This is a genomic window from Rhizobium sp. SYY.PMSO (genome assembly GCF_046840415.1).
In the GTDB taxonomy this organism is placed as follows: Bacteria; Pseudomonadota; Alphaproteobacteria; order Rhizobiales; family Rhizobiaceae; genus Rhizobium.
This window is the reverse complement of record NZ_CP177350.1, coordinates 1,075,347-1,098,870: the sequence shown is the minus strand read 5'-3', so window position 1 is coordinate 1,098,870 and position 23,524 is coordinate 1,075,347. Positions and strand designations below refer to the sequence as shown.

Sequence of the window (23,524 nt, the reverse complement as noted above, 5' to 3'; positions counted from 1 at the left end):
ATCGGCGTGATGGTTTTTCATCAAAATACTCCCGGACGCTGACCGGCTCCGTCGGTAACTCTTCTTCAGGCGGTCAGGTGGACCGCTGCTTCCTGGGAGGAGAACATGCTTAAGTTTTTGAGTGCAAGCGCGCTCGCGCTCGTGCTGTCGTCACAAGCCTATGCTGCCGATCGCATCGGCGTTTCGATGGGCTTCCTGACGACCAATTTCCAAACCCTGATCGCCAATGGCATGCAGGATTACGCCAAGACCAAGGGCCTTGACCTGCAGGTGGTGGATGCCGCCAACGACGTCAACAAGCAATTGGACCAGGTGCGAAACTTCGCGGCCGGCGGCGTGTCGGCCATCGTCGTCGATCCGGTGGATTCGGACGGCACGCCGGCCATGAGCAAGATTGCAGAGGAAGCGGGCATTCCGCTGATCTACGTCAATATCCAGCCGACCGATCTGTCGACGCTCGGAAAGAAGCAGGCTTTCGTTGGATCGAACGAAACCGAGTCGGGCACGCTGCAGACGAAGGAGGTCTGTCGGATGCTGGGCGGCAAGGGCGATGTCGTCATCATGGTCGGCGATCTCACCAGCCAGGCGGCACGCCAAAGGACGCAGGATGTGCATGACGTGCTGAAATCGGGTGAATGCGGCGGGATCAAGGTGGTGCGCGAGCAGGTCGGCAACTGGAGCCGCGTCGATGGCGCCGATCTCGTTTCGAACTGGCTGACCTCCGGCCTGTCGTTCGATGCCGTCATCGCCAATAACGACGAGATGGCGCTCGGCGCGATCTCCGCGATCAAGAATGCCGGCGGCTCGACCGACAAGACGATCGTCGCAGGCATCGATGCGACGCCGGATGCGCTGCAGGCGATGAAATCCGGCGACCTCAGAGTCACCGTGTTTCAGGATGCCAAGGCGCAGGGCCGCGGCGCCGTCGATACGGCGGTGAAGGCGATCAAGGGAGAGCAAGTCGACCGGGAGGTCTGGATCCCCTTCAAGCTGGTGACGAAAGAGAACATGGTTCAGTTCGAGAGCCTTAACTGAGCCAAGAGGTGCCGGCAACACGGAGCATGATTGCCGGCGCGCGGGAAGGAGAGGCTGCTGCCTCCCCTTCCCGTCTCGTATCATGAGCCGGCGAACGTCCCGCCGCCGTGAGCAAATTTCATCAAATCAATGCTGTCGTTTCGAGCCGGCGTCGCTGACACTGACCGCATAGTTCCATTCACTGGGAGGCACATCATGGACGACACGCTTTACGGCACGCGCGACAAGCGCGGAGACTGGAAACCCAACAAGCTTCTGCAATATCCGCCTGTTTTCATCTGGCCGGCCAAGCCGGTGGCCTTCCTGAAATGGTTCTTCGGCTATCCCGGCTATCTCATGCCCTGGAATGTCGTCTATGCCGCCGTCGCAACGCTGCTGTGGCTTTACGCGACACCCTCGATGGAAACCATGAAGACGCTGGCGCCGGGCTGGATCGCCTATCTCCTCGTCCGCAATGCCGCCCTGGTCTTCCTATTCTTCGGCGCTTTTCACTTGCGCCTCTATATGCAGAAGAAGCAGGGCACCAGCTTCAAATATAATGGCAAGTGGCCGTCCACGAACAATTCCGCCTTTCTCTTCGGCAATCAGACGGTGGATAATGTGATCTGGACTTTCGCAAGTGCCGTCCCCTTCTGGACGGCCTTCGAGGTGCTGACGCTCTGGGCTTTTGCGAACGGTATCATTCCCTACGTCGATTTTGCCGAACACCCGGTCTATTGCGCGATCGTCATGCTGCTTGTCCCGGCATTCCGCGATCTGCACTTTTATCTCGTGCATCGCCTGATTCACTGGCCGCCGCTGTATCATGCGGTCCACAAACTGCATCACAACAACGTCAATCCCGGCCCCTGGTCCGGCCTTGCCATGCATCCTGTCGAGCATCTCCTGTATTTCTCAGGTGTTCTCATCCACTGGATAGTTCCGTCCAATCCAGTCCATGCCGTGTTCCATCTGACGCATGCCGCTCTCGCGCCGGCGCCGGGCCATGCCGGTTTCGACAAGATCGTGATCGGCGAAGAGGCCGGGATCGATACCCACGCCTATGACCACTACCTTCATCACAAGTTCTTCGAATGCAATTACGCCGACGGCGTGATCCCGCTCGACCAATGGTTCGGCACCTTCCACGACGGTTCGAAAGAAGCCGAGGACCGCATGAACAAGCGCTTCATGGAGCGTGCGAAGAAATACGCCGAGAAGCAGGCTCGCCGCTCGGGGACGCCGGGCTGACCCGACGCGAGAGCCGGCAGGCTGTCCCAGCCGGCACAACGATCTCAAGGGCTTGCCAAAGGCGCCGTGTGCTCCATATGCGCCATTTTGCCTCTCCCCCCTGCCACCGGTTCAACCGACCGTTGATGGCGGGAACTGCCGGAGCCTGCGGCCCTCCTTCCGCGGGCTCCGGCATTGTCTCCTATCGGTGACTTGGCGCGAGCCCGATGTTTTCCGCGGTATAGGTCAGAAACGGCACCGGCTCCTGGCTGACAGGCACGTCGATGATCCCCATTCGTGACAGAATCGTATCCAGGGCGCGCCTTGCCTGAGTTTCAGGCGCCTGATCGAGAACGAGCGTCACCAGCCCGGATGCGATGAAGCGCCGTGTCTCATCGTTCAGTTCATGCGCTATCCAGACCAACTCCCTTTCCCGCTGCTGATGCAGGCGCTGGAGCACCGATCCAACTCCGAGGTTGGCGCCGCCGGCATTGTATATGCCGACAATATCCGGACAGCGACGCAGCGCCTGCGTCATCATCTCGGCGGATCTCACATCGTCATCCAGCCCGAATACGACCTCTGAAAACCGATGGGCGGGGTTGCCATGGGAGGCGAGATAATCGGAAAAGCCGCGAATGCGCTCCCTGTGAATCTGATAGGCCCAGCTATGGCAGATGGCGGCGATGCTTCCTGTCGTGTGCCGGAGCATGCGCGACATGTAGAAGCCCGCGGTTCGCCCCGCAGCGTAATTGTCGATTCCCACGAACACATCATCCCTGCCTGTGAGGTAGGAGACGATCTGGACGACTTCGACGCCGGCGGTGCGAGCCTTTTGCAGGCTCTCCCTGATTTTCGGATGGTCGATGGCGATGACGATCAGGCCGTGCCGGCGGATGCCGCTATTGGCGACATGGGCGGCAAATTTCTCGGGGTCGCTCTCTTCGACAAAGGTCCGGTGGATCGTGATCGAACTGTCCAGCGAGGCGGCGATCCGCTCGAAGGCGCGGTTGAGCCTGCTGAAGAACGGCGACTCGGGCCGCACCAGGATCACCTCGATACGGATCGTGCCGCGATACAGGCTTGGAATAAGGCCCTTGTAGCCCAACCGCTTGGCCGCCAGCACCACTTTTTCCGCCGTCTGCGGCCTGACGCTGCCGCGTTCGTTGAGCACGCGTTCCACGGTCGCAAGGCCTACCCCGGCCGCAGCCGCGATATCCACCAGACGGGTCTTTTTCATGCCGCTCCCCTTTGAGGAAAAATGATCATAATCGGCGTGGAATGTGAAGGGCTATCTCGCGCATTCTCGAAATCGGCCCGGGGGCGGAAAACGAAGCGCGATCAAGGTGCAACGCCGATCTGCTTCCACGGCCGGGAATGGTTCCTAGGCTTCTGAAAAGCTGCGATGAGGAGGAAGAAATGACGATGTGGGTCGATGCATGCGCCGCCGGTGAAGTCGATCAGGAAGATGTCGTTCGGTTCGATCACGCCGGACGAACCTTCGCGATCTATCGAAGCCCCGACGACGAATATTTCGCGACGGATGGACTTTGCACGCACGAAAAGATCCATCTGGCCGACGGATTGGTCATGGACGACACCATCGAGTGTCCGAAGCACAATGGCCGCTTCAGTTACAAGACGGGTGAAGCGCGGGGCGCGCCGGTATGCATCAATCTGAAGACCTATCCGGTCAAAGTGGAAGGCGATCGTGTCATGATCGGAATCGGAGCATGAGCAGCGATACGGGCATCATCATCGTCGGCGCCGGAGAATGCGGGGCGCGCGCCGCGTTGAGCCTGAGGGAGAACGGCTATCGGCACTCCATCACCCTTATCGGCGACGAAGTTCACCTCCCCTACGAGCGTCCTCCTCTGTCGAAGCAGGTTCTGCTCGACGCGGCGGAGCCTAGGACATCCGCCGTTCTCAACGATATCCTGCTGGGCGAGCATGCCATCCGCCACATCGGCAGCGCATCGGCGAGCGCCATCGATACGTCGGCGAAGCGTCTGGCTCTCTCGGATGGCCGGGTGCTGCCTTACGACAAATTGCTGCTGACGACCGGAGCTGCTCCAAGGCGATTGCCGGACGCGCCGGCCGGCGGCCGGATACTTTATCTGCGGACGATCGACGACGCGCTTGCGCTCCGCTCGTTCATGCGAGCCGGCATGCATGTGGGCGTCCTCGGCGGCGGTTTCATCGGCCTGGAGGTGGCGGCATCGGCATGCCTCCGCGGCGCGAAGGTGACGGTGATCGAGACCCAGGAGCGTATTCTCAAACGCGGCGTTCCCGCGCCGATCGCCGAAACGATTACCGGCCTGCACCAGCGCAATGGCGTTACGGTGAAATGCGGCGTGGCGGTTCTCGGGATAGAGGCGGACGAACGCCGCGTCGGCATTACCCTTTCCGATGGAGATGTCATCCCGGTGGATGTACTGGTCGTCGGCATCGGTGCACAGCCACGCACGGAGCTTGCCGTTCAGGCCGGCCTTGCGATCGACAACGGAATTGCAGTCAACGAGCGTCTGGAGACCTCGGTGACGGACATCCATGCCGCCGGCGATTGCTGCTCCTTTCCGCATCCGCTCTATGGCGGGCGCCGGCTCCGGCTCGAGGCCTGGCGCAATGCGCAGGACCAAGGCATTCTTGCCGCGGCAAATCTGATGGGCGAGGCCCGCAGCTATCAGGCCGTTCCCTATTTCTGGTCCGATCAATTCGATCACACCTTGCAGATCGCCGGCCTTGTCGATGAGGGGCGGACGGTCGTCCGGAGGGAACTGGGCGATGGCGCCTTCATCCTGTTTCATCTTGACGACGAATGGCGGCTGGTCGCGGCAAGCGGCGTCGGCCCCGGCAATAGGGTCGCAAAGGACATGAAGCTGAGCGAGATGCTGATCGCGAAGCGCGTCAACCCGCCGATCGAGGCTCTGGCGACGGATGCGAGCCTGAAATCCCTGCTGCCGAGGGCGGCTTGAGCCGCCGCGTTTCAAAGGGCTTCACAGCCGCAAAGGAATGCCGCCTCAGGCCGGTTTTCTTGCCAGACGAAGGCCGCCGGCGAGATCGGTATCCAAAGCAAGACGATCATAATCCTCGACGCTGGGGTGGCGCGTGGATAAGGGTGCCCGATGCGTCGCACTGATGACGAGGACGGAAGCACCGGACGCTTCCGCCGCTTCTATACCCGCGGGTGCATCCTCAAAAACAAGGCATGTTTCAATAGGTTGCGACAACATACTGGCAGCCAGCATGAAGCAATCGGGCGCGGGCTTGCCATTTTCCACGTCCTCGCCGGTGATCAGAACCGAAGGCCACGGCAGGCCCGCCGCCTTGAGGCGGACCTTGGCCAGCTCGCGCGGAGCGGAGGTAACGATTGCCCACCGTTCCGGCGGCAGGTTCTTCAGAAAATCGATGGCCCCAGCGATCGGCCCGACGCCAGCCACGTCGTCGACTTCGGTCTGGGTCAGAATCCTGACTTCCTCGGCAGGGTCGATCCCCGCCAGGCCGAGCCGGGTGATCGTCTCGATCGCCTTTCTGCCGTGAACGGTCGCCAGCAGGGCTACCGCATCGACGCCGCGTCTTTGCGCCCATGCGGTCCAAACCCGCTCCGAAACAGCAATCGAATTCAGGACGGTTCCATCCATGTCGAACAGGAAGGCGCCGAAGGAGCGGCCGTCGAAGAGCATCAGGGGCGATCCTCGGCTTTCTGATTGGTGGAGAGACGGTCGAGGATCGCCTGTGCCGTATTGGCGTCGGTAACCAGGGCGTTGATCATCCCGGAACGCGCCGCGCCGATGATGCCGCTTGCCTTGGCCGGCGTTGCCGCAACGGCGATGCAGAGCGGCACCTTGCGCAATTGTTCCGGCGAGGCCGCAATCATACGCTCCTCTCCGTCCCAATGCAGGATCTCGCCCGCTTCGGTGACGTAGTGGCGCAGCACGTCGCCGGCCGCATGGCTCAGCGCCTTCTCTGCCGGCAGTGCGGCCTCCGACGGATTTGCGGCATGCGTCAGGCCCACGCCGACGATCGCCGCATCCAGCCTGTCCCAGAGCGAGGTCACCTGCTGCACGGTAGCGTCTCCGAGAAACGCGTCGCGGAGTTCGGTCGAGGAAATATAGGGAGCGTGCAGGAAATGCGGCGAGCCGCCCATCTGGGCTGCCGCCTGCCGAACGAATTCATTGATCTGGAAGTGTGGTGCCGCCTGTTGCATGCCGCCATTCAGTGCGACGGTGACGATGCCGGGCAATTGCGGCAGTCCGGCCAGCGTCACCTCGCGAACGGCCCGTCCCCAACCGATGCCGAGCGTCGAGCCCGAGCGCAGGCCTGCCTGCTGCAGAAGCGAGCCGACCGGTGCGGCAAGTGCGCTCAGCACATTGGACGACGGCGTGTCGATCACGGCGGCAGTGCGCAGACGCAGGCCGGCGATCAGGGCGGCGCTCAGATCCTCGGCCGGCGACAGATCGATCACCTCGATCCGGACGATCCCGACCGCCCGCGCACGCTGCAGCAATCGCGAAACCGTTGCCGTCGATAGGCCCAGCTTTTTCGCTATATCGACCTGCGACATATCGGACTGGTAGTGCAATTTGGCGACCGTATGCAGCAATGCGCGATTTGCCGCAGCCTCCTGCGATTGAGACGAATTCAGGTTGAAATTCCTTTCTGCAATGTGTTACACATGCGGCACTTGAGGGAGTTATCGCTCAAAACAGCCGGTTCCGCAACGTTTATACGGCGATAAGAGCCCTCAATTTCAGGAGCTATCCCCTCGTCGAGGAGTCGAGAAGGTGTGGCTGGGTGGTGCCGTTTCGCACGGCTGGAGGAAGAAACAGATGACGAAATTGACGACGGCCGAAATGCGCGGCTACCAGCAGATTTGCGGCAGCGACGGCGCCATGATGGTCATCGCCTGCGACCAGCGCGGCGGCATGCGCAGCCTTCTGGCGAAGGACCCGGCGGAGCAGGCAGCCATTTCCGACAAGGTGCTGGGGGATACGAAGGCCGATATCGCGCGGTTTCTCGCGAGCAAGGCATCCTGCGTTCTGGTCGACCCGATCTGCGCCGTGCCAGCGCTGGTCGACGATCGCGTCCTGCAGCGCGATACCGCGCTTCTGATCGGCCTCGACGCTTCCGGCTGGGATACCTCGCCGGAGGGGTATCGTCTTTCGAAGCTGGTGCCCGGCGTCACCGCGCGCCGCGTGCGGCAGCTCGGGGCGACCGGCGGCAAGATCATGGTCTATCTCCGCTCGGATCGCGATGCGGCGAATGTCCATAACATCGCGATCCTGAAGCAATGCATCGAGGACTTCGCTCATGAGGATCTTCTGCTCGTGGTCGAATTCCTGACCTACAAATTCGACGACGAGGACGAAGCCGAATATAAGGCCAAGTTGCCGTCGCTGATCGTCGGCGGCAGCAGGATCTGCCTGGATCTCGGCGCGAAAGTACTGAAGATCCCCTATCCGGGATCGTCGGAAGCCTGTGCCGAGGTCACGCGCCTTGCCGGCGACGTGCCGTGGGCGGTTCTATCGGCCGGCGTCGACCACGCAACCTTCCTCGCGCAGGTCGAGGATGCCATGCGCAACGGTGCTTCGGGCGTTATCGCCGGCCGTTCGCTGTGGAAAGATTGCATCTCCCTCGACCGCACGGTGACGAAGGATCGGCTGGAGGCGATCGCAGTGCCGCGGCTCCGGGAAATCCAGGCCGTCATCGCGACGCATTTCAAGGGCCACGGCTCGCACGGCGCTGACCAGGGGCAGCGCGCCAATGGCTGACACCGCCATCGGCGTCGATATTGGCGGCACGAATATCCGGGCCGCCCTCGTCTCCGATCATGGCAAAATTCTTGCCAAACTGTCGGAGCGCACACCGAGCGATCCTTTGCAGGTGTTGGAGCGCGTCATTGCCATGGCGCGCCAGCTCGACGCACCTCAGGTCAGAGGTATCGGCGTCGGCATACCCGGGCGGGTCGATGTCGCCAATCGCGAAATTCTGTCCGGCGGCATTCTCAACCTCGCGGGCCTCGATTTCGTGCGGCGGCTGGAGGCAAGCCTCGGAAAGCCGGTTGTCATCGAGAATGATTGCAGCATGGCGCTGATCGCCGAGATGCGGATCGGCGGCGCCAAGGGTTATCGCAATGTCGCCATGCTGACGATCGGCACGGGCATCGGCGGCGCCGTGGCGCATGCCGGCCGCATTTATCACGGTCACAGGGCAGCAGGGCAACTCGGCCATATCTGCGTATCGCAGGACGGTCCGCCCTGCCCTTGCGGCAGGCGCGGCTGTGTCGAAACCTTCAGTTCCGGGACTGCGCTGCGCCGGCACATCACCGAAGCCGGATTGGAGGTCGCGACGATAGGCGAGGTTTTCAGCAAGGCGAACGAAGGAGATGCCGCGGCGGCGCGTGTCCTGCGCCGGTGGGCGGTTCCTTTGCGTGCGGCGCTCGACAACATCGCGGCGACGATGGATCCCGAGGTTATCCTGCTCGGCGGCGGGCTCGGCTGCGACGCCGCGCGTGCCCTTGCCGATCTGCCGGCGGCGGCGCCCTGGTTTTGCCCCGTCATACTGCCGGCGAAGCTTGCCGACGATGCCGGCGTGATCGGCGCCGGCCTGTCGGTTTTCGGCGATGAGACTCCGCTCCAGGGAAAGCGGGTCGTCCTGGTCAACGGCGTTCCGGCCTCCGGCAAGAGCCGGCTTTCCAAGGCTTTGTCCCAGCGAACCGGATGGCCGATCCTGTCTCTCGACGGCATCAAGAACCCGTTCCTGCAGCATATCGGGCCGGTCGATCGCGAGTTCAACCGGACCTTGGGAAAGGCCAGCTACCAGGCCATATGGTCCTTCGTCGCGGAAGCGCCGGCCGGTTCGACTTTCATCATCGACGCGTGGTTCGGTTTCCAGCCGAAGGCGCAGCTCGAAAGTTATATCAGCGCCGCAAAGCTTGCCCAGGTTGCGGAATTGTGGTGCAAAATTCCAGGACATGTCGCCGGCGAACGGTATGCCAGCCGGCTGAAAGATCGGTTGCCGGGCCATCCTGGTGCCGAATATGTCCCGGAACTGATTGCGCTTGCCGATCGCGCCGAGCCGATGGGGTGTGGCGCCGTGATGACGGTCGATCAGACACGGGAGCCGGATATGGATGCCATCATGGCCTGGCTTTCGCAGGTCTTCGACCAAGGCTGACGCCAGTCCCCGTCCATGCGGACGGCATGAACGGGGAATAATTTCGAGCCGCCGCGCGACGCCATGTCCCCGGCGGATCGTGATATTATGTGCATGTTCGAATTATCGAAGTATATCAATCCGGTAGCGGAAATTCATTACAGAAAAAAATTACTTGACGCGCCGGTATAACCCACTGATTATCGCTGTGCCGGACAGGGGAGGTTCGGCTTCAAGAGGAGGAAAATTATGGAGCGCCGCTCATTTCTAAAAGCTACGGCCGTGGCATCGCTTGCTACCGGTGTTGCGGCAGTTGCCGGCAGCACCAAAGCCGCAGACAAGAAGTTTACGATTGCCCTTATTCCGGGTCTGACGACCGATGCTTTCTACATCACGATGCGCAAGGGTGCCGAGGCGGCTGCCAAGGCGGTCGGTGCCGAGCTGGTATTTCAAGGTGGCCCCGATTTCAATCCGGTGACCCAAGTGCCGGTTCTTGACGCCGTCATCGCCAAGAAGCCGGATTTCATTCTCATTGCGCCGACCGACAAGGATCAGCTGATCCAGCCTTTGAAGAAGGCTGACGATGCCGGTATTCCGATCATCACCGTCGATACCTTCATCGGCACCGGCGTCTACCAGACGGGCAGCGGCGATGCCGATTTCCCGCTGGCCTATATCGCCTCCGACAACCTGCTCGGCGGCGCGATTGCCGCACGCGCTCTGGCAAAGGCCGTCGGCGAAAAGGGCAAAGTCTACGTTTCCAACGTCAAGCCGGGCGTATCGACCACCGATCAGCGCGAGCAGGGCTTCAAGGAAGAAATGAAGAAATACCCGAACATCACTGTTCTTGAAACGCAATATAACGATGACGACGCCAACAAGGCTGCCTCGCAGCTGCAAGCCGTCTTCGCGCGCAATTCGGATCTGGACGGTGTCTTCGGGGCCAACCTGTTTTCCGCCCTCGGTGCCGCCAACGGCGTGCAGCAGGCCGGTCAGACGGGCAAGATCCGCGTCGTCGCCTTCGATGCGCCGACGTCGATCGTCGACAACATCAATTCCGGCCTCGTCGATCTGGCGATTGCGCAGCACCCGGCGGAAATCGGCTATTTCGGCGTGATGGCGGCGTATGCCCACCTGACCGGCAATTCGATCCCGACGACGATCGGCACAGGCTTTACCGTCATCGACAAGTCGAACGTAGCGGACAAGAACATCGCGAAGTTCATCTACTCCGATTAATTCGGGGATAGTCTGTGCCTCGCCGCATCGGCGAGGCACATCATCCAACGATGATAGAGCGCACGGCGCCGCAATCCTCGCGCCGGTAATGCTCCAGCTTGGACCAGTTCATGACAATCGACAATGCAGACGTCCGCAAGACGGATCAGCATGTGGCGCCTCAGGCAGACCACGGCGATCAGCAAAAAACCATCCTCAATCGTATCGCGCAGTTGCGCGCATGGCTCTTTCTTGCCGCGCTTATCGTGACGTTCGAAATCTGGGCAAGGATCGACTTCGGCGGCACCTTCATCGGTTCCAGCTTCAATTGGCAATCCGTCGCGATCTTCGCGGTGGCGCCGCTGCTGCTGGCGATCGGGCAGACCTTCGTCATCATTTCAGGCGGCATCGACCTGTCGACCGGCTTCATCATGGGGCTCGCAGCCGTTGTCGCCGCGCATGTCGCCAATATCGCCGGCCTCTATATGCCGTTGCCGATAGCAATGGTGTTCGGCATTCTCGTCTCGATGCTCGCAGCCGCGGTTCCCGGCTTCATCAACGGCCTCCTGATCTCCCGGCTCAAGGTTCCGCCGTTCATCGGCACGCTCGGCATGTTCGGCGTTGCGCGCGGAACGGCCTTTCTGCTCGCCGGCGGTACGACGGTGCCCGTCAAGAATTCCTATTTTGCCGAACTCGGCAACGGACGCTTCTTTGGCGTGCCCTATCTCGTCATCGTCACGCTCGTCTTTGTGCTGATCATGCATTACCTGCTGAGCCAGACACGCTTCGGCCAGCATAATTACGCCATCGGCGCCAATGCGCAGGCTGCGCGCCGCGCCGGCATCAACATCAAGTCCCATCTGCTGCGGCTCTATATTCTTTCGGCCGTCTGCGCCGGGTTGGGCGGCGCGCTCTATGCGGCCCGTTTCACCGCGGGCGCGGCACAGGCCGGCGAGCCGCTGCTGCTCGATAGCGTGGCTGCCGTCGTCATCGGCGGGGCAAGCCTGTTCGGCGGCTCCGGTACGATCATCGGCACCATTGCCGGCGCTCTCGTCATCGCCGTCATCCAGTACGGCCTTGTCTTCATGAACGTGGAGCCGTTCTGGCAGTTCATTGCCGTCGGCGTCGTCATCATCATTTCGGTGCTCATCGACCAGGCACAGCGCCGGTTCAGCGGAGCGAAACAGGATGAATAGTGTCACCCCCCTCCTCGAGGTCCGCAATCTCTCGCGTTATTTCGGCGCGGTGCGCGCTCTCGACAATTGCTCCATGGTCGTGCGGCCCGGTGAAGTGGTGGCTCTTGCCGGCGATAACGGCGCCGGCAAGACGACGATGATCAAGGCGATCTCCGGCGTCTATCCGCCGACCGCCGGCGAAATCCTGATCGAAGGCAAACCCGTCACCTTCTCTTCGCCGCAGGATGCCCGCGAAAAAGGCATCGAGACGATCTACCAGGATCTCGCGCTTGCCGACAATCTGCCGATCGGCGCCAATATTTTCCTCGGTCGCGAGCCGATGAAGAAGCTCTTCGGCTTCCTCCCGGTCCTCGACCGAAAGGCCATGGCGGAAGCGGCGCGCAAGACCATGGCGGAGCTCGACTTTCATGTGAAGCGGCTCGATGCGCCGGTCAGCAACTTCTCCGGCGGCCAGCGCCAGGCGGTGGCAATCGGACGCGCGGTTTACTGGAACGCCCGTATTCTGGTCATGGACGAGCCGACGGCCGCGCTCGGCGTGCCGGAGCAGCGCAAAGTCGTGGCGCTGATCAAGTCGCTGAAGGCACAGGGACGCGGCGTCATCTTCATCTCGCACAATCTGCAGGACATTTTTGCCGTCTCTGATCGTATCGTCGTTCTGCGGCGCGGGATCGTGGCCGGTGAGCGCAACATCGCCGAAACCAACCACGAAGAAGTCGTCAGGCTCATGATCGGCGGCTAGCACGAACGCCGATGATATACTTTCCAACGGAGACGAAGCGGCAATGGCGATGAAACGTCCTTGCCGCTTCGCTATTCGTCGCGGGCGTGAAGCCTGCGGCGTCCACTGATCGACAGCATTTTGAAACTCGGAGCGGCGGCCCTTCCCGAAGGAAACGCCCTGCCCGATGGCGGCTGAAGGAGTTCGCATCGGCAAGCCCGCCGTCATTTCGGCCGGCTCCGATTATTGCCTTGCAACTGCCCGCTCGCTGTGCCTGTATATACAGGCGATAGGGCTGGATGAGCGATGCGGATGTGCACTTTCGATGACGGAGTCGTGCTTTTGCCGGGCAAGGTGACGATTGCTCTCCGGTGCCGGCAGATCGCCGCAATGCGGGTTTGACCATGCCCATCGCCGTTCGATCCCTGATGGCCTATCCCATTCCCGATTTGCGGCGGACGGTCGGTGCGCGGGATGCAATCCTCTACGCGCTTTCGACCGGCTATGGCAGCAATCCGCTCGATGCGGCGCATCTGCGGCGGGTTCAGGAGCGCGATTTGATCGTCACGCCGACATTGCCGAATGTCGTGGCCGATGCGGGCGCCTGGATGGAGGATGCGGGTGTCGACTGGCAGCAACTGGTCCATGCCGAGCATCGCCTGACGATCCATCGGCCAGTCCCTGTCGGCGTCCCGCTGCTCTCGCGCTCGCGCATGCGTTCGGTGGTCGACCGCGGACCCGGCAAGGGCATGTTCGCGACCTTCGACCGGACGATCGTGGCCGCGGGCGATGAAACGCTCGTCGCGACCATGTCCCAGACGAACGCCTGTCGGGGCGATGGCGGATGCGGCTCGGCTGGCACGCCGCCTGAACCGCTGCGTCCGGTTCCCTCCCGCTCATGCGACGCAACGCTTGCGCTAACGATCCCGGAGGATGCCGCGCTTCTATATCGGCTGAATGGGGATCTGAACCTGCTGCACGCCGATCCAGCCTATGCCGCCAAAGCCGGATTCCCGCGGCCGATCCTCCATGGCCTCTGCACATTCGGCTATGCGGGCTATGCCATAGGGCGCCTGCTGGGAGCGCAGGACTTCGCGGATATAGGCTTCATCGCGGCACGTTTCACAGCGGTCGTCTTTCCCGGCGATACCTTGGAGTTCAGCGTCTGGCGTGACGGGCAAGACGTTTATTTCCGGGCCTGTGTGCCTAGCCGAGAAACGATAGTGCTCGACTACGGCAATGCGAGGCTTGCATGACAGGCCCTCGATCCGAGCCATCGAACGAGATTCCGCATTATCTGCGGATCAAGGAGCGTATTCTCTCCCTGATCGTCGAGGGCAAACTCAAGCCCGGCGACCGTGTCTATTCCGAGAGCGAGCTCGTTACCTCCTTCGGTGTCAGCCGAATGACCGCCAATCGGGCATTGCGGGAGCTGATGTTCGAAGGAGTCTTGACGCGTTGCGCCGGGCTTGGAACCTTCGTTGCCGCGCAGCGCCAGGATGTCGATCTGCTGCAGATCAGGAATATCGCCGACGAGATATCCGCGCGAGGTCACAGCCATGCCGCCGAGGTTCTTGCCGCCGACCGCATCAAAGCGGATAGGCGCATCGCGGAGGCCCTGGATCTGCCGTCCGGCACCGAGGTCATGCACACCCTGATCGTGCATCGGGAAAACGGCCAGCCGATCCAGGTAGAGGAGCGCTATGTCAATCCGGCGGTGGCGCCCCATTATCTGACCAACGATTTCAGCACGATCACGCCGAACGAATATCTGACCCGGGTGGCGCCGATCACCGAGTTCGAACATTTCGTCGAAGCCATCAAGCCGGATGCCGGGATCAGGTCGCTGCTGGGTGTCAAGGCGGATCAACCCTGCCTGCGCGTCTTCCGGCGCACATGGTCCGGCGAACTGGTAGGAACTTGCGCGCTGCTGACCTACCCCGGCAACAAATATCGTCTGGAAGCGCGTTCTGGAAAAAGCCGCCAGACGCAAGGCGCTTTTCTTGGAGACAAGCAGGCATGACCCTGGCCGCAGACAGCGTATCTCTCACGGATGGGGCGCCGACGATAGGCGACATCGCTTCCATCGCGCGGCGCGGCGCCCAGATCTTTGTTTCGTCCGACGTCGAAGCGAAGATCAATGCCGCGCGCGCCGTCGTGGAGCGCTATCTCGCCGCCGACCGGCCAGTCTATGGCTTGACGACAGGATTGGGTGCGGGTGTCGACACCCGGCTCGCCACGGATGATCTCGTCGCATTCCAGCTGCGCGTGCCGCAGGCCCGCGCAGTCGGTGTCGGGCCGGCGCTGCCGCGCGAAACCGTCCGGGCGATGATGGCCGCCCGTGTCGCCGGCATGGCGGCCGGCGGCTCCGGCGTGTCGCTGCCGGTTTTCGCCGGGCTCGTCGCAACGCTGAACGCTGGCTTTCATCCGGTCGTGCCGTCGCTCGGCTCGATCGGTGCAGCCGATCTCGCACCGTTGTCCCACATGGCGCGCGCGCTGCTGGGAGACGGCGAAGCCGAGGTGGGCGGCATGGTCATGCCGGCCCGGGAGGCGCTGTCGAAGGCCGGGCTGGCGCCGCTTCCCATTGGGCCGAAGGACGGACATGTGCTGGTCGTCGCCAACAGTCTTTCGGTCGGAAAAGCCTGTCTTTGCCTGGAAGATATCGAACGGCTGTTCCATTGGTCGCTGGCAGCAGTCGCTTTGAACTTCGAGGCATTCCGCGCCAACGCGTCGGCTCTGGACGATCGGGCGCTGGCGGCAAGGCCCGCTTTCGGCCAGCGTGACGCTGCGGCCGGATTGCGCGAGTTGCTTTCCGGAAGCTCGCTGCTTGCCGAGGGCGCGGCACGGCGTCTGCAGGATCCTTTAAGCTACCGTTGTGCTCCGCAGGTATGGGGTGCGTTCCTCCATGCGATCGGCGAAGCGCGTGCGGCCACAGAAATCGAGCTATCGGGTTCGGGCGACAACCCGGTCGTGCTCGCGGACGAAGGGCTGATCCTGTCGAATGGCAATTTCGACATGACGGCCTTCGTTCTGGCCTGGGAGCGCCTCGGCCAGGCCATGGCCCATTGCGCCGCGGCAACCGCCTACCGAACGATGAAGATCATGTCGGCAGGCATGTCGGAATTGCCGCGTTTCCTGACGCCGCTCGGACAGAGCAGAACGGGCTTCGCCACCGTGCAGAAAACGGTCTCGGCGCTCGAGGCCGAAATACGCCATCTGGCTATTCCCGTATCGCTCACACCCATTCCGGTGGCGGATGGCGTCGAGGATCAGGCGTCCATGGCACCGAGCGTTCTGGCGAAAATCGAAGCGATGATCGAGCGGCTGCGCTATCTCGTGGCTATCGAGCTTGTCGCGTCCTCTCAAGCGGTTGAGCTGCGCGGCGTCACGGGCGAACTCGGCGATGGGACGCTGCGCGCCTATCGGAGCGTGCGGGACCTGGTTACGCCGCTTGAGGAGGACCGCGCCCAGGGAGCGGACTTTCAAAGACTATCGGACTTTATCGCGCATACCGCCCTGCAGGCGGCTCCCTGATGGACATATCGGCAGGGTGTTCGCGCTTGCTGCTTCGCTTTCCCGCAGGCCACCCGACGGCCCGCATCACTTGATAGACCGGACGAGCCGGTAAAAAGCCCTGGAGAATGCCAATGCAGGAAATCTGGATCGACTATCTGAACGCCATCGATGCCAAGGCGCTGGCGCTTTCCAACGATGAAATCCTTGATGCCGTGACCAAGGCGCTCGATGCACAGGGGCGCGGCGAGACCGTGATCGAGCCCCGCGTTCATCTCGTGCCGGAAAGCTCCGACAAAGGTCATTTCAATGTGCTGCGCGGCTATGTGAAGCCGCTCGACTATGCCGGCGTCAAGGTCGTCGGCGACTTCGTCGACAATTACAAGCAGGGGCTGCCCTCGGAAATGGCGGTCCTCAACCTGTTCGACCCGCGCACAGGTGTACCGAAGGCCGTCATCGACGCGACCGCGATCACCGACATGCGCACCGGCGCCGTCACTGCCATCGGCGCGCGTCATCTCGCCCGCAAGGACAGCAAGATCCTCGGTCATATCGGGGCACGCGGCACTTCCTACTGGAATGTGCGGCTGCTCGATCACATCTTCGATTTCGATGAGATTCGCGTGCATTCGCGTCGTGCGGAGAGCCGCGATGCCTTCGCCGCGCGGCTTGAGAAGGATCTCGGCAAGAAGATCATCGTCACGGACAATTGGGAGGATTGCCTGAAGGGCGCCGACATCATGATCGAGGCAAGCCGCCTGCCGGAGCCGACGCCGCTCTTCAAGACGGCCTGGGTCAAGAAGGGAGCCTTCGTGGTTCCCTACGGCACGATGAGTGCGCTCGAATTCGATCTGACCGACATCATGGACAAGGTTGTCGTCGATGATTGGGGTCAGTGCGGTCCCGGCCGCCCATTCGGGGCGCTTCGCCGCCATGTGGACGAAGGCAAGGTGACGGCTGAGACGCTGTATGCCGAGATCGGCCAGATCGTGTGCGGCGCCAAACCGGGCCGTGAGAACGACGGCGAGACCATCCTCTTCTGGCATCGCGGGCTCAGCACGACCGACGTCGCGCTCGGCGCGGCGATGGTCGAAAAGGCAAAGCGAATGAATATCGGCCAGCGCCTTCGATTTGCGTGAGCGGCCATGACGACCTCGGCCGCCATCGCCTGCTCACGTATGTACAATCTTAGCCCAAAGATATCAGTATCTTGGGAGAATTTCTTCCATTGGCTTGCGAAGCGGTCCGGCGTCGAACTCGAGGTCATCGCGCATGCGGCTCCCGCGCCTCTTTCCGAACTTTGGGGACGACCCGACATGGGCGCGGTCTTCATGTGCGGCTTTCCGTTCTCCGGACTTGCCGCCGACGAGCGCCCGCTGCCATTGGCGGCTCCCGTTTCGCTGGCGGATTGGGCCAAAGGGCAGCCCGTTTATGCAAGCCACATCGTCGCGGCCCGCGACAGGCCTTTCTCAAAAGCGGATCTTGTAACCGCCCGCTGGGGCTGGACCGTGCGGGACTCGCAATCCGGCTACAACGCGCCGCGCGAATTCTTTGCCGCGCTCGCGGGCGGGCAGCCGGCCCGCGAGACCATCGGCCCGCTCCTCAATCCGCGCGGCGTAGTCGAGGCGATCCGCTCCGGCGCCATCGATGTCGGCGCGATCGATGCCTATGCCTACCAGCTCCTGGAAATGCACGAGCCGGAGATGGTCGCGCCGCTGCGTGTCATCGGCACGACGGCACCGGCACCCTTTCCGCTGCTGGTCGCCTCGCGCCGGCAATCGCCCGCGGTCGTCGCTTCGCTTCGCAAAACCCTCCTCGGCGCGCATCGCGACCCTGAGGGGCATAACCTTCTCGCAGCGCTCGGACTGGCCGCATTCGCGCAACCGGATATCGCCGCCTATGACCGCCTTCCCGCAAGAGCACGCGCCATCGATGACCTACTTGGGGTCTGGTAAGCCAATGCTTCCGCGCAGCCAGCGCCGGCGGACTACGTCAATAGTTTTTCGGCGGCAATGCGAAGGCAGTCTTCAAAGGCTGTCAGGTCCACAAAGAGCTGATCCGGTGCGACCTTGCGGGTAACGATGAGGCCGCCGCGCGCCGCAATGCCACCGTCGAGCATCAGATTGTCGGCCATGTCGAAGTTTTCCAGCGCCAGGCCATCCGGACCGCGATGACGCCCGTCCTCGCCCAGATGCACATCGCCACCGTATAGCCTGCTCACGCGCTCGAAGTGGTTCTCGGTGCAATTGGAGAAGGCGAATGCCGGGCAGCCGCGCGCGGACATGAAGCCGAGTTCGAAGGCTGTGCCGATATCCGCCGCAACGCCGCGAAAGGGCGTCAGGTTGGCGATGATAAGATCGGCGCCGGACATCAGCTTCTCGTTAATGGCACTGATGGCAAGGCCACGCTGCCGGCGCGTTTCCGTCTCCGGGATGGCGAGATCACCAGGAGAAACCGGCGTAAAACCGTAGCTGCGTGCCAGCGCGATCTTGCGGTCGAGGATTTCCCTCGCATTCGGAAGAAAGACTTCCGGGCCTGCCAGATATGCTCTCAATGCCTAGCCTTCTCGATGGAATATTGCGCCGCAGGAGTTGCGGAACCATATGAAGCCTATGGCCGATTCACGGCCTTTCTGCCATAGCCGGGCGCATAATTTAAGAAATCGCGAAATAGAGGCGATTGCCGTTCCCGGTCTTTGGCGAGACGCGTATAGTCGCGTTCAGCATCGAACGGGGCGCCGGCGGCCTGTGACGGGTGACGGAATTTGCGGGGTAAAGGAAATGCAATCTTCCAGTGAGGCCGTTGCCGCCTCAACGCATGACGACCATGGCAGATGGCCGATAAAGCAGACCAAGATACTCGATTGGCTGATGAACGACGTCCGGGATCAACGCTTCATCGACAATATATTGGTCGAGCTTTGCGAAAAGATGCGGGCGGCGGGAATTCCGGTTGCCAGATCAACCATGCATTTCAGAACTCTTCATCCGCAATGGCTCGGCGCGCGCATTCTCTGGCGCACGGGAATGAAAGAGGCCGATATCGCCATGTTCAGCTACGGCGTGGAGACTACGCCGCAGTTTCTGGCAAGCCCCATCAACGAGATCTTCAATGGCGCGACCGAAGTCCGGCAGAATCTGGAGGTTTCCGACAAGAGCCAGCTGAGCTACCCGCTGTATAAGGAAATGTACGCGGAGGGGCTGACGGACTATATCGCCTGGCCGATCTACCACACGCTCGGCAAGCGCCACATCGTCACCTTCGCCTCGGATGCGCCCGGCGGCTTCACCGAGCAGCATATTGCTTTCCTGAAGGACCTGCTGCCGGCCCTGACGATGGTGACCGAGATCCGGCTGAAGAACGTCATGGCCCGCACGCTGCTGCGCACCTATGTTGGGCCGCATGCCAGCGAGAAGATTCTGGCGGGCGCCACGACGCGCGGCAGCGGCACGACGGTCGGCGCGGCAATCCTGATATGCGATCTGCGCGATTTCACCACCATTTCGGACATGTGGCCGCGAGACGATGTGATCGAACTGCTCAACGGCTATTTCGATGCCATGGTCGAGCCGATCGAGAAGCACGGCGGCGAAATCCTCAAATTCATGGGTGACGGGCTATTGGCCATCTTCCCGCTGAGCGATCCCAATGCCTGTCACAATCTCCTTCTCGCCATCAGCGAAGCACAAACGGGCATTGCGGCGCTCAATGAAGAAAACCGCAAGCATGGCCGCGAGGTGCTGCGTTACGGCGTCGGCGTGCATGTCGGAGACGTGATGTATGGCAATATCGGCTCGCGCACCCGCCTCGACTTCACGGTCATCGGCCCGGCCGTGAATATCGCATCGCGGCTGGAATCCCTGACGAAGGTCGTCAAGCGGCCGGTGCTCCTGTCGAAGGCGTTCGTCGACATGGCCGGCTGCAAGCGGGATATGGAAAGCCTTGGCTCCTTCCCCCTCAAGGGTCTGGGGGAACCCGTCGATGTCTTCGCCTTCGCGGCAAAGGAGAAACTGCTGCAAGACAGCTGATCGCTAGGCGGGAAAAAGTCCGGAGGTCCGTCGATTTTGTACGGCACGATTCAGTCGGTAGCAAAACGTGAAACGGCCGGGGGTGCTGTCTCAGGCAGATCTCCCTATATTGTGATGAAGATCATGACGATAGCCGCCTTATTTTCGGGATCGTTCTGCGCGTACAGACGTTAAATACGAGTTGATTCCATCGGCTCGACGACGAGGGTGCATTCCACCCATAATACTCTGACAAGGAGAAAACAGATGAGAAAAGTTCTGACCCTGGCGTTTTCAGCAGCATCGTTGATCGTTGCAGGCGCGGCGGCAGCGCGGGCGGCGGACATGCCGACGACCTACAGCGAGGAACCGGATCAGCGCAACGGCGTGAAGATCGGCTATCTCGACTGCGAAATCGGCGGCGGCGTCGGCTATGTCCTCGGGTCGGCCAAGGAACTCGATTGCACATACCATTCGACTGTCGGGCGCGAGCGTATCGATCACTATACCGGCGCAATCAGAAAGATGGGCGTCGATCTCGGCTTCACGACGCGCAGCCGGCTCATCTGGGCAGTATTCGCGCCGACGGCCGGCTACCATCACGGCTCGCTGAGCGGCCTCTATCAAGGCGCGACCGTCGAGGCGACTGTCGGTGCCGGCGTAGGCACGAATATCCTCGTCGGCGGTACTTCCGGCTCCATCCACCTCCAGACGGTAAGCGTGACCGGCCAGCTCGGCCTCAACCTCGCCGCAACCGGCACGTCCGTTACCCTGACCTCGACTGATTAAGGCTTTCGACCGTACTGATCGCCTTGACGTTTGGCCGCTCCCGCAGAACGCCGGGGCGGCCATTTCATTTAATGCGGCTCAGCAGAGCAATTCCACGAAAGGCGCATGGAGGTTTTCCACCGGAATCGCGTAAAAAACAAAAGGATAGAGCGTTTTTCGCGATGAGAGGAAAAGTTGAGAGGCTCCATATTTCGGCGTGAAATCGGCTCGGCGCCGCTATAATTTATGCAAAACCGAATGATTCATTGGAGCCAGGTTCATGACCGATACCGTCACCGATCGCTTTCTTCGCTATGTTGTCGTCGATACTCAATCGGACCCGACCTCCACCGCACAGCCTTCCACCGAAAAGCAGAAAAATCTCGGGCGCATCCTCGTCGCGGAGCTGCTGGCAATCGGACTGACCGACGCGCACCTGGATGAGCACGGCTATGTCTATGCCACCATTCCGTCGAATGTCGACAAGCCGGTTCCCGTGATCTGCTTCTGCTCCCATATGGACACCGCGCCGGATTTCACCGGCACGAACGTCAAACCGCAGATCCTGCGGAATTACGCCGGCGGCGATATCCGTCTTTCCGGCGATCCGCAGCAGGTCATCCGCGTCGACGAGCACCCTGCCCTGCGAGATCAGATCGGCAACGACATCATCACGTCGGATGGCACGACGCTGCTCGGAGCCGACGACAAGGCCGGTCTCGCCGAGATCGCGGCGGCCGCCAAATATCTCATCGACAATCCGGATATCCGCCATGGCACCATCAAGCTGCTGTTTACGACCGACGAAGAGATCGGCCGCGGCGTCGACAAGGTCGACCTGAAGAAGCTGGGAGCGCAATTCGCCTACACGGTCGATGGCGAAACGGCGGGGTACATAGAAGACGAGACGTTCTCTGCCGATGGCGTCGAAGTCGTCATTCAGGGCGTGGCCATTCATCCGGGCTTCGCCCTGGGAAGAATGGAGAACGCCATCAAGATCGCCGGCGCGATCATCGACCGGCTGCCGAAGGAGACCGCCCCTGAAACGACGGCGGGACGAGACGGATTCATTCATCCGACCGGTGTCAGCGGCTCCATGGAGAAGGCTTCGCTCGGCTTCATCATCCGCGATTTCGACGAGGCCGGCCTTGCGACCAAGGAAGCCGTGCTGGAGCAGATCGTCAAGGATGTGATGACGACTTATCCCGGCTCCTCGTATTCGTTTACCGTGCGGCATCAATACCGCAACATGAAGACGGTTCTCGATCGTCATCCGGAAATCGTGGAAAATGCCGTGGAGGCAATTCGGCGCGCCGGCATGACGCCGGTTCGCGGCAGCATTCGCGGCGGCACCGATGGATCCAGGCTCTCTTTCATGGGGTTGCCATGTGCGAACCTCTTTGCCGGTGGCCATGCCTTTCACTCGCCGTTGGAATGGGTGAGCCGCCAGGATATGGAAAAAGCGGTGAAAACCCTGGTCGAGCTGGCAAAAATCTGGGCAGAGCGCTCCTAGGCTCGCCAAATGCCTTATTCACAGATCGAGGAGTGGCCGGCCCTGTTGCAAAACAGGGCACTCCTGTCCGTTGTGGTTAAGATCGCCGTTACTATGCAACGCATCCGTTCAATTTTCAATTGATATATTCCTAAAGTAGATTATTCTATAGTTTAGTCTTGGAGAGAGGGAGGAGACCCTTCATTCCAACTCTACGGTGCGCGCGCTCCGATCGTCAGACACTGGCTGTTCAAAAGCCGAAACTGAAACGGAGTTTAGTGATGAAAACACGATCTTCACGGATGGTACTCGCCGTATCCGCATTTCTCTTATTGACCTCGACGAGTTATGCCGAGCCTGGTGGCGGAACCGATCACGGTGGCGGCCGTTCCGCCGGCAGCGGCGGGCTTGGCGCAGGGCTCGGTGTGTCCGTCGGCGGCATCAACGCCAATGTCGGCGCCGGACTTGGCTCGAATGGGCTTGGTGCCGGCGTAGGCGCCTCCGTCGGCGGCACGAACGGCGTTAACGCCGGGGTCGGCGCGTCGGTATCCGGAGCGAGTGGCGTCAATGCGGGCGTTGGTGCATCCGTGGGCGGCTCGAGCGGGATCAATGCCGGTGTCGGAGCATCCGCCAACAGCGGCGGCGTCAATGCAGGTCTCGGCGCTTCAGTTGGAGGTGCGGGCGGTGTCAATGCCGGCGCTGGCGTCTCCGTTGGCGGATCCGGCGTCGGCGTCGGTGTTGGTGTGGGTATTGGCGGCAACGGATCCGGTAGCAGCGGATCTGGCGGCGGCAGTGGAACCGGCTCCGGCGGAAGCGGCACGGCGAGCGGCGGAATAGGCGGCACGAGCGGTTCGGGAACCGGTGCCGGCACGTCCGACACCGGGGCGAGCAGGCGCACCCTTACCGCTTTCCACACAATGTCGAGCGCCGAGCAGAAGCGCATGCTGATTGCCTGTCGCCAGGTGACGGCTTCGGGCAACTTCGATTCCGGTCTCGTCAGCCTTTGCAAGCTCCTGCGCAGCACTGCCAGCGCCGGCGGTCTGTGAACGGTGCCGAAGCGAGCACCCGTTGTTCCAGGGCGGTTCCGCATTTCGCCAAGTCGCGCGAACCGCCCTATCTCTTTGTTTTTGATCCATTCCACATGGTAAACCGCGACACAATTTTCCCGGAATTGCTCCAACGTGGCAGCGGGAATTGCATGTGTCGCGACATC

General features: G+C 61.6%; 22 protein-coding genes. 18 read left to right on the top strand and 4 right to left on the bottom strand.

From position 1 onward, the window contains the following. The first annotated feature begins 105 nt into the window (after nt 1-105). Nucleotides 106-1,035, top strand: a complete 930-nt coding sequence (locus ACJJVH_RS23440; RefSeq protein WP_412065290.1) for a sugar ABC transporter substrate-binding protein — start codon at nt 106-108, stop codon at nt 1,033-1,035. 195 nt (nt 1,036-1,230) lie between these two features. Continuing rightward, entirely contained in the window at nt 1,231-2,265 is a 1,035-nt protein-coding gene (locus ACJJVH_RS23435) for a sterol desaturase family protein (protein ID WP_113405630.1), read from the top strand. Between the two features lie 181 nt (nt 2,266-2,446). On the opposite strand, the gene ACJJVH_RS23430 is transcribed toward ACJJVH_RS23435, so the two are convergent. Then, a complete protein-coding gene (locus ACJJVH_RS23430) occupies nt 2,447-3,484 on the bottom strand; it encodes a LacI family DNA-binding transcriptional regulator (protein WP_412065289.1) in 1,038 nt (345 codons plus the stop codon). Nucleotides 3,485-3,663: 179 nt separating this feature from the next. Here ACJJVH_RS23430 and ACJJVH_RS23425 point away from each other — a divergent pair, with 179 nt between their 5' ends. Together ACJJVH_RS23425 and ACJJVH_RS23420 are read left to right on the top strand one after the other, a co-directional pair. Next, on the top strand, nt 3,664-3,981 hold the full coding sequence (locus ACJJVH_RS23425) for a MocE family 2Fe-2S type ferredoxin (protein ID WP_412065288.1): 318 nt from the start codon (nt 3,664-3,666) through the stop codon (nt 3,979-3,981). Continuing rightward, complete coding sequence (locus ACJJVH_RS23420) at nt 3,978-5,219, top strand: NAD(P)/FAD-dependent oxidoreductase (RefSeq protein ID WP_412065287.1); 1,242 nt, start codon at nt 3,978-3,980, stop codon at nt 5,217-5,219. Before ACJJVH_RS23425 ends, ACJJVH_RS23420 begins: the two co-directional genes overlap by 4 nt. Before the next feature lie 45 nt (nt 5,220-5,264). Here ACJJVH_RS23420 and ACJJVH_RS23415 read toward each other — a convergent pair whose 3' ends face one another. Together ACJJVH_RS23415 and ACJJVH_RS23410 are read right to left on the bottom strand one after the other, a co-directional pair. After that, entirely contained in the window at nt 5,265-5,927 is a 663-nt protein-coding gene (locus ACJJVH_RS23415) for an HAD-IA family hydrolase (RefSeq protein ID WP_412065286.1), read from the bottom strand. Beyond that, nucleotides 5,927-6,847 (bottom strand): sugar-binding transcriptional regulator, encoded by a 921-nt coding sequence (locus ACJJVH_RS23410; protein ID WP_412065285.1) that lies wholly within the window; start codon nt 6,845-6,847, stop codon nt 5,927-5,929. Before ACJJVH_RS23410 ends, ACJJVH_RS23415 begins: the two co-directional genes overlap by 1 nt. A 226-nt stretch (nt 6,848-7,073) precedes the next feature. On the opposite strand from ACJJVH_RS23410, the gene ACJJVH_RS23405 reads away from it, so the two are divergent. From ACJJVH_RS23405 to ACJJVH_RS23360, 10 genes are all read left to right on the top strand, one after another. Then, nucleotides 7,074-8,015, top strand: a complete 942-nt coding sequence (locus ACJJVH_RS23405; protein WP_113357580.1) for a tagatose-bisphosphate aldolase — start codon at nt 7,074-7,076, stop codon at nt 8,013-8,015. After that, nucleotides 8,008-9,420 (top strand): ROK family protein, encoded by a 1,413-nt coding sequence (locus tag ACJJVH_RS23400; RefSeq protein ID WP_412065284.1) that lies wholly within the window; start codon nt 8,008-8,010, stop codon nt 9,418-9,420. Before ACJJVH_RS23405 ends, ACJJVH_RS23400 begins: the two co-directional genes overlap by 8 nt. A 228-nt stretch (nt 9,421-9,648) precedes the next feature. Then, on the top strand, nt 9,649-10,638 hold the full coding sequence (locus ACJJVH_RS23395; protein ID WP_112800065.1) for a substrate-binding domain-containing protein: 990 nt from the start codon (nt 9,649-9,651) through the stop codon (nt 10,636-10,638). 110 nt (nt 10,639-10,748) lie between these two features. After that, nucleotides 10,749-11,813: an ABC transporter permease subunit gene (locus tag ACJJVH_RS23390; RefSeq protein WP_113357578.1), complete on the top strand. Its 1,065-nt coding sequence runs from the start codon at nt 10,749-10,751 to the stop codon at nt 11,811-11,813. Continuing rightward, complete coding sequence (locus ACJJVH_RS23385) at nt 11,806-12,552, top strand: sugar ABC transporter ATP-binding protein (RefSeq protein ID WP_112800063.1); 747 nt, start codon at nt 11,806-11,808, stop codon at nt 12,550-12,552. Before ACJJVH_RS23390 ends, ACJJVH_RS23385 begins: the two co-directional genes overlap by 8 nt. A gap of 383 nt (nt 12,553-12,935) precedes the next feature. Further along, complete coding sequence (locus tag ACJJVH_RS23380) at nt 12,936-13,787, top strand: MaoC/PaaZ C-terminal domain-containing protein (RefSeq protein ID WP_412065283.1); 852 nt, start codon at nt 12,936-12,938, stop codon at nt 13,785-13,787. Beyond that, nucleotides 13,784-14,554: a histidine utilization repressor gene (hutC, locus tag ACJJVH_RS23375; RefSeq protein ID WP_412065282.1), complete on the top strand. Its 771-nt coding sequence runs from the start codon at nt 13,784-13,786 to the stop codon at nt 14,552-14,554. Before ACJJVH_RS23380 ends, hutC begins: the two co-directional genes overlap by 4 nt. Further along, nucleotides 14,551-16,065: an HAL/PAL/TAL family ammonia-lyase gene (locus tag ACJJVH_RS23370; protein WP_412065281.1), complete on the top strand. Its 1,515-nt coding sequence runs from the start codon at nt 14,551-14,553 to the stop codon at nt 16,063-16,065. The genes hutC and ACJJVH_RS23370 overlap by 4 nt, the downstream gene beginning before the upstream one ends. A 113-nt stretch (nt 16,066-16,178) precedes the next feature. Then, nucleotides 16,179-17,183 (top strand): ornithine cyclodeaminase family protein, encoded by a 1,005-nt coding sequence (locus ACJJVH_RS23365; protein WP_412065280.1) that lies wholly within the window; start codon nt 16,179-16,181, stop codon nt 17,181-17,183. A 6-nt stretch (nt 17,184-17,189) separates the two neighbouring features. Then, entirely contained in the window at nt 17,190-17,999 is an 810-nt protein-coding gene (locus ACJJVH_RS23360; protein WP_412065279.1) for a phosphate/phosphite/phosphonate ABC transporter substrate-binding protein, read from the top strand. Nucleotides 18,000-18,031: 32 nt separating this feature from the next. On the opposite strand, the gene ACJJVH_RS23355 is transcribed toward ACJJVH_RS23360, so the two are convergent. After that, on the bottom strand, nt 18,032-18,598 hold the full coding sequence (locus ACJJVH_RS23355) for a nucleoside 2-deoxyribosyltransferase (protein WP_412065278.1): 567 nt from the start codon (nt 18,596-18,598) through the stop codon (nt 18,032-18,034). Between the two features lie 226 nt (nt 18,599-18,824). Between ACJJVH_RS23355 and ACJJVH_RS23350 the strand changes: the two genes are divergently transcribed. From ACJJVH_RS23350 to ACJJVH_RS23335, 4 genes are all read left to right on the top strand, one after another. Beyond that, a complete protein-coding gene (locus ACJJVH_RS23350) occupies nt 18,825-20,072 on the top strand; it encodes an adenylate/guanylate cyclase domain-containing protein (protein ID WP_112800051.1) in 1,248 nt (415 codons plus the stop codon). Between the two features lie 246 nt (nt 20,073-20,318). After that, nucleotides 20,319-20,840, top strand: a complete 522-nt coding sequence (locus ACJJVH_RS23345; RefSeq protein WP_112800049.1) for a DUF992 domain-containing protein — start codon at nt 20,319-20,321, stop codon at nt 20,838-20,840. 259 nt (nt 20,841-21,099) lie between these two features. After that, nucleotides 21,100-22,332, top strand: a complete 1,233-nt coding sequence (pepT, locus tag ACJJVH_RS23340; protein WP_412065277.1) for a peptidase T — start codon at nt 21,100-21,102, stop codon at nt 22,330-22,332. Between the two features lie 260 nt (nt 22,333-22,592). After that, on the top strand, nt 22,593-23,357 hold the full coding sequence (locus ACJJVH_RS23335) for a hypothetical protein (RefSeq protein ID WP_412065276.1): 765 nt from the start codon (nt 22,593-22,595) through the stop codon (nt 23,355-23,357). The last annotated feature ends 167 nt before the right edge of the window (nt 23,358-23,524 follow it).

Excerpts from the sequence above, each read along its gene's own strand:
- ACJJVH_RS23440 (WP_412065290.1), top strand. The coding sequence starts at position 106 with ATGCTTAAGTTTTTGAGTGCAAGCGCGCTCGCGCTCGTGCTGTCGTCA.
- ACJJVH_RS23435 (WP_113405630.1), top strand. The coding sequence starts at position 1,231 with ATGGACGACACGCTTTACGGCACGCGCGACAAGCGCGGAGACTGGAAA.
- ACJJVH_RS23430 (WP_412065289.1), bottom strand. The coding sequence starts at position 3,484 with ATGAAAAAGACCCGTCTGGTGGATATCGCGGCTGCGGCCGGGGTAGGC.
- ACJJVH_RS23425 (WP_412065288.1), top strand. The coding sequence starts at position 3,664 with ATGACGATGTGGGTCGATGCATGCGCCGCCGGTGAAGTCGATCAGGAA.
- ACJJVH_RS23420 (WP_412065287.1), top strand. The coding sequence starts at position 3,978 with ATGAGCAGCGATACGGGCATCATCATCGTCGGCGCCGGAGAATGCGGG.
- ACJJVH_RS23415 (WP_412065286.1), bottom strand. The coding sequence starts at position 5,927 with ATGCTCTTCGACGGCCGCTCCTTCGGCGCCTTCCTGTTCGACATGGAT.
- ACJJVH_RS23405 (WP_113357580.1), top strand. The coding sequence starts at position 7,074 with ATGACGAAATTGACGACGGCCGAAATGCGCGGCTACCAGCAGATTTGC.
- ACJJVH_RS23400 (WP_412065284.1), top strand. The coding sequence starts at position 8,008 with ATGGCTGACACCGCCATCGGCGTCGATATTGGCGGCACGAATATCCGG.
- ACJJVH_RS23395 (WP_112800065.1), top strand. The coding sequence starts at position 9,649 with ATGGAGCGCCGCTCATTTCTAAAAGCTACGGCCGTGGCATCGCTTGCT.
- ACJJVH_RS23390 (WP_113357578.1), top strand. The coding sequence starts at position 10,749 with ATGACAATCGACAATGCAGACGTCCGCAAGACGGATCAGCATGTGGCG.
- ACJJVH_RS23385 (WP_112800063.1), top strand. The coding sequence starts at position 11,806 with ATGAATAGTGTCACCCCCCTCCTCGAGGTCCGCAATCTCTCGCGTTAT.
- ACJJVH_RS23380 (WP_412065283.1), top strand. The coding sequence starts at position 12,936 with ATGCCCATCGCCGTTCGATCCCTGATGGCCTATCCCATTCCCGATTTG.
- hutC (WP_412065282.1), top strand. The coding sequence starts at position 13,784 with ATGACAGGCCCTCGATCCGAGCCATCGAACGAGATTCCGCATTATCTG.
- ACJJVH_RS23370 (WP_412065281.1), top strand. The coding sequence starts at position 14,551 with ATGACCCTGGCCGCAGACAGCGTATCTCTCACGGATGGGGCGCCGACG.
- ACJJVH_RS23365 (WP_412065280.1), top strand. The coding sequence starts at position 16,179 with ATGCAGGAAATCTGGATCGACTATCTGAACGCCATCGATGCCAAGGCG.
- ACJJVH_RS23360 (WP_412065279.1), top strand. The coding sequence starts at position 17,190 with ATGACGACCTCGGCCGCCATCGCCTGCTCACGTATGTACAATCTTAGC.
- ACJJVH_RS23350 (WP_112800051.1), top strand. The coding sequence starts at position 18,825 with ATGCAATCTTCCAGTGAGGCCGTTGCCGCCTCAACGCATGACGACCAT.
- ACJJVH_RS23345 (WP_112800049.1), top strand. The coding sequence starts at position 20,319 with ATGAGAAAAGTTCTGACCCTGGCGTTTTCAGCAGCATCGTTGATCGTT.
- pepT (WP_412065277.1), top strand. The coding sequence starts at position 21,100 with ATGACCGATACCGTCACCGATCGCTTTCTTCGCTATGTTGTCGTCGAT.
- ACJJVH_RS23335 (WP_412065276.1), top strand. The coding sequence starts at position 22,593 with ATGAAAACACGATCTTCACGGATGGTACTCGCCGTATCCGCATTTCTC.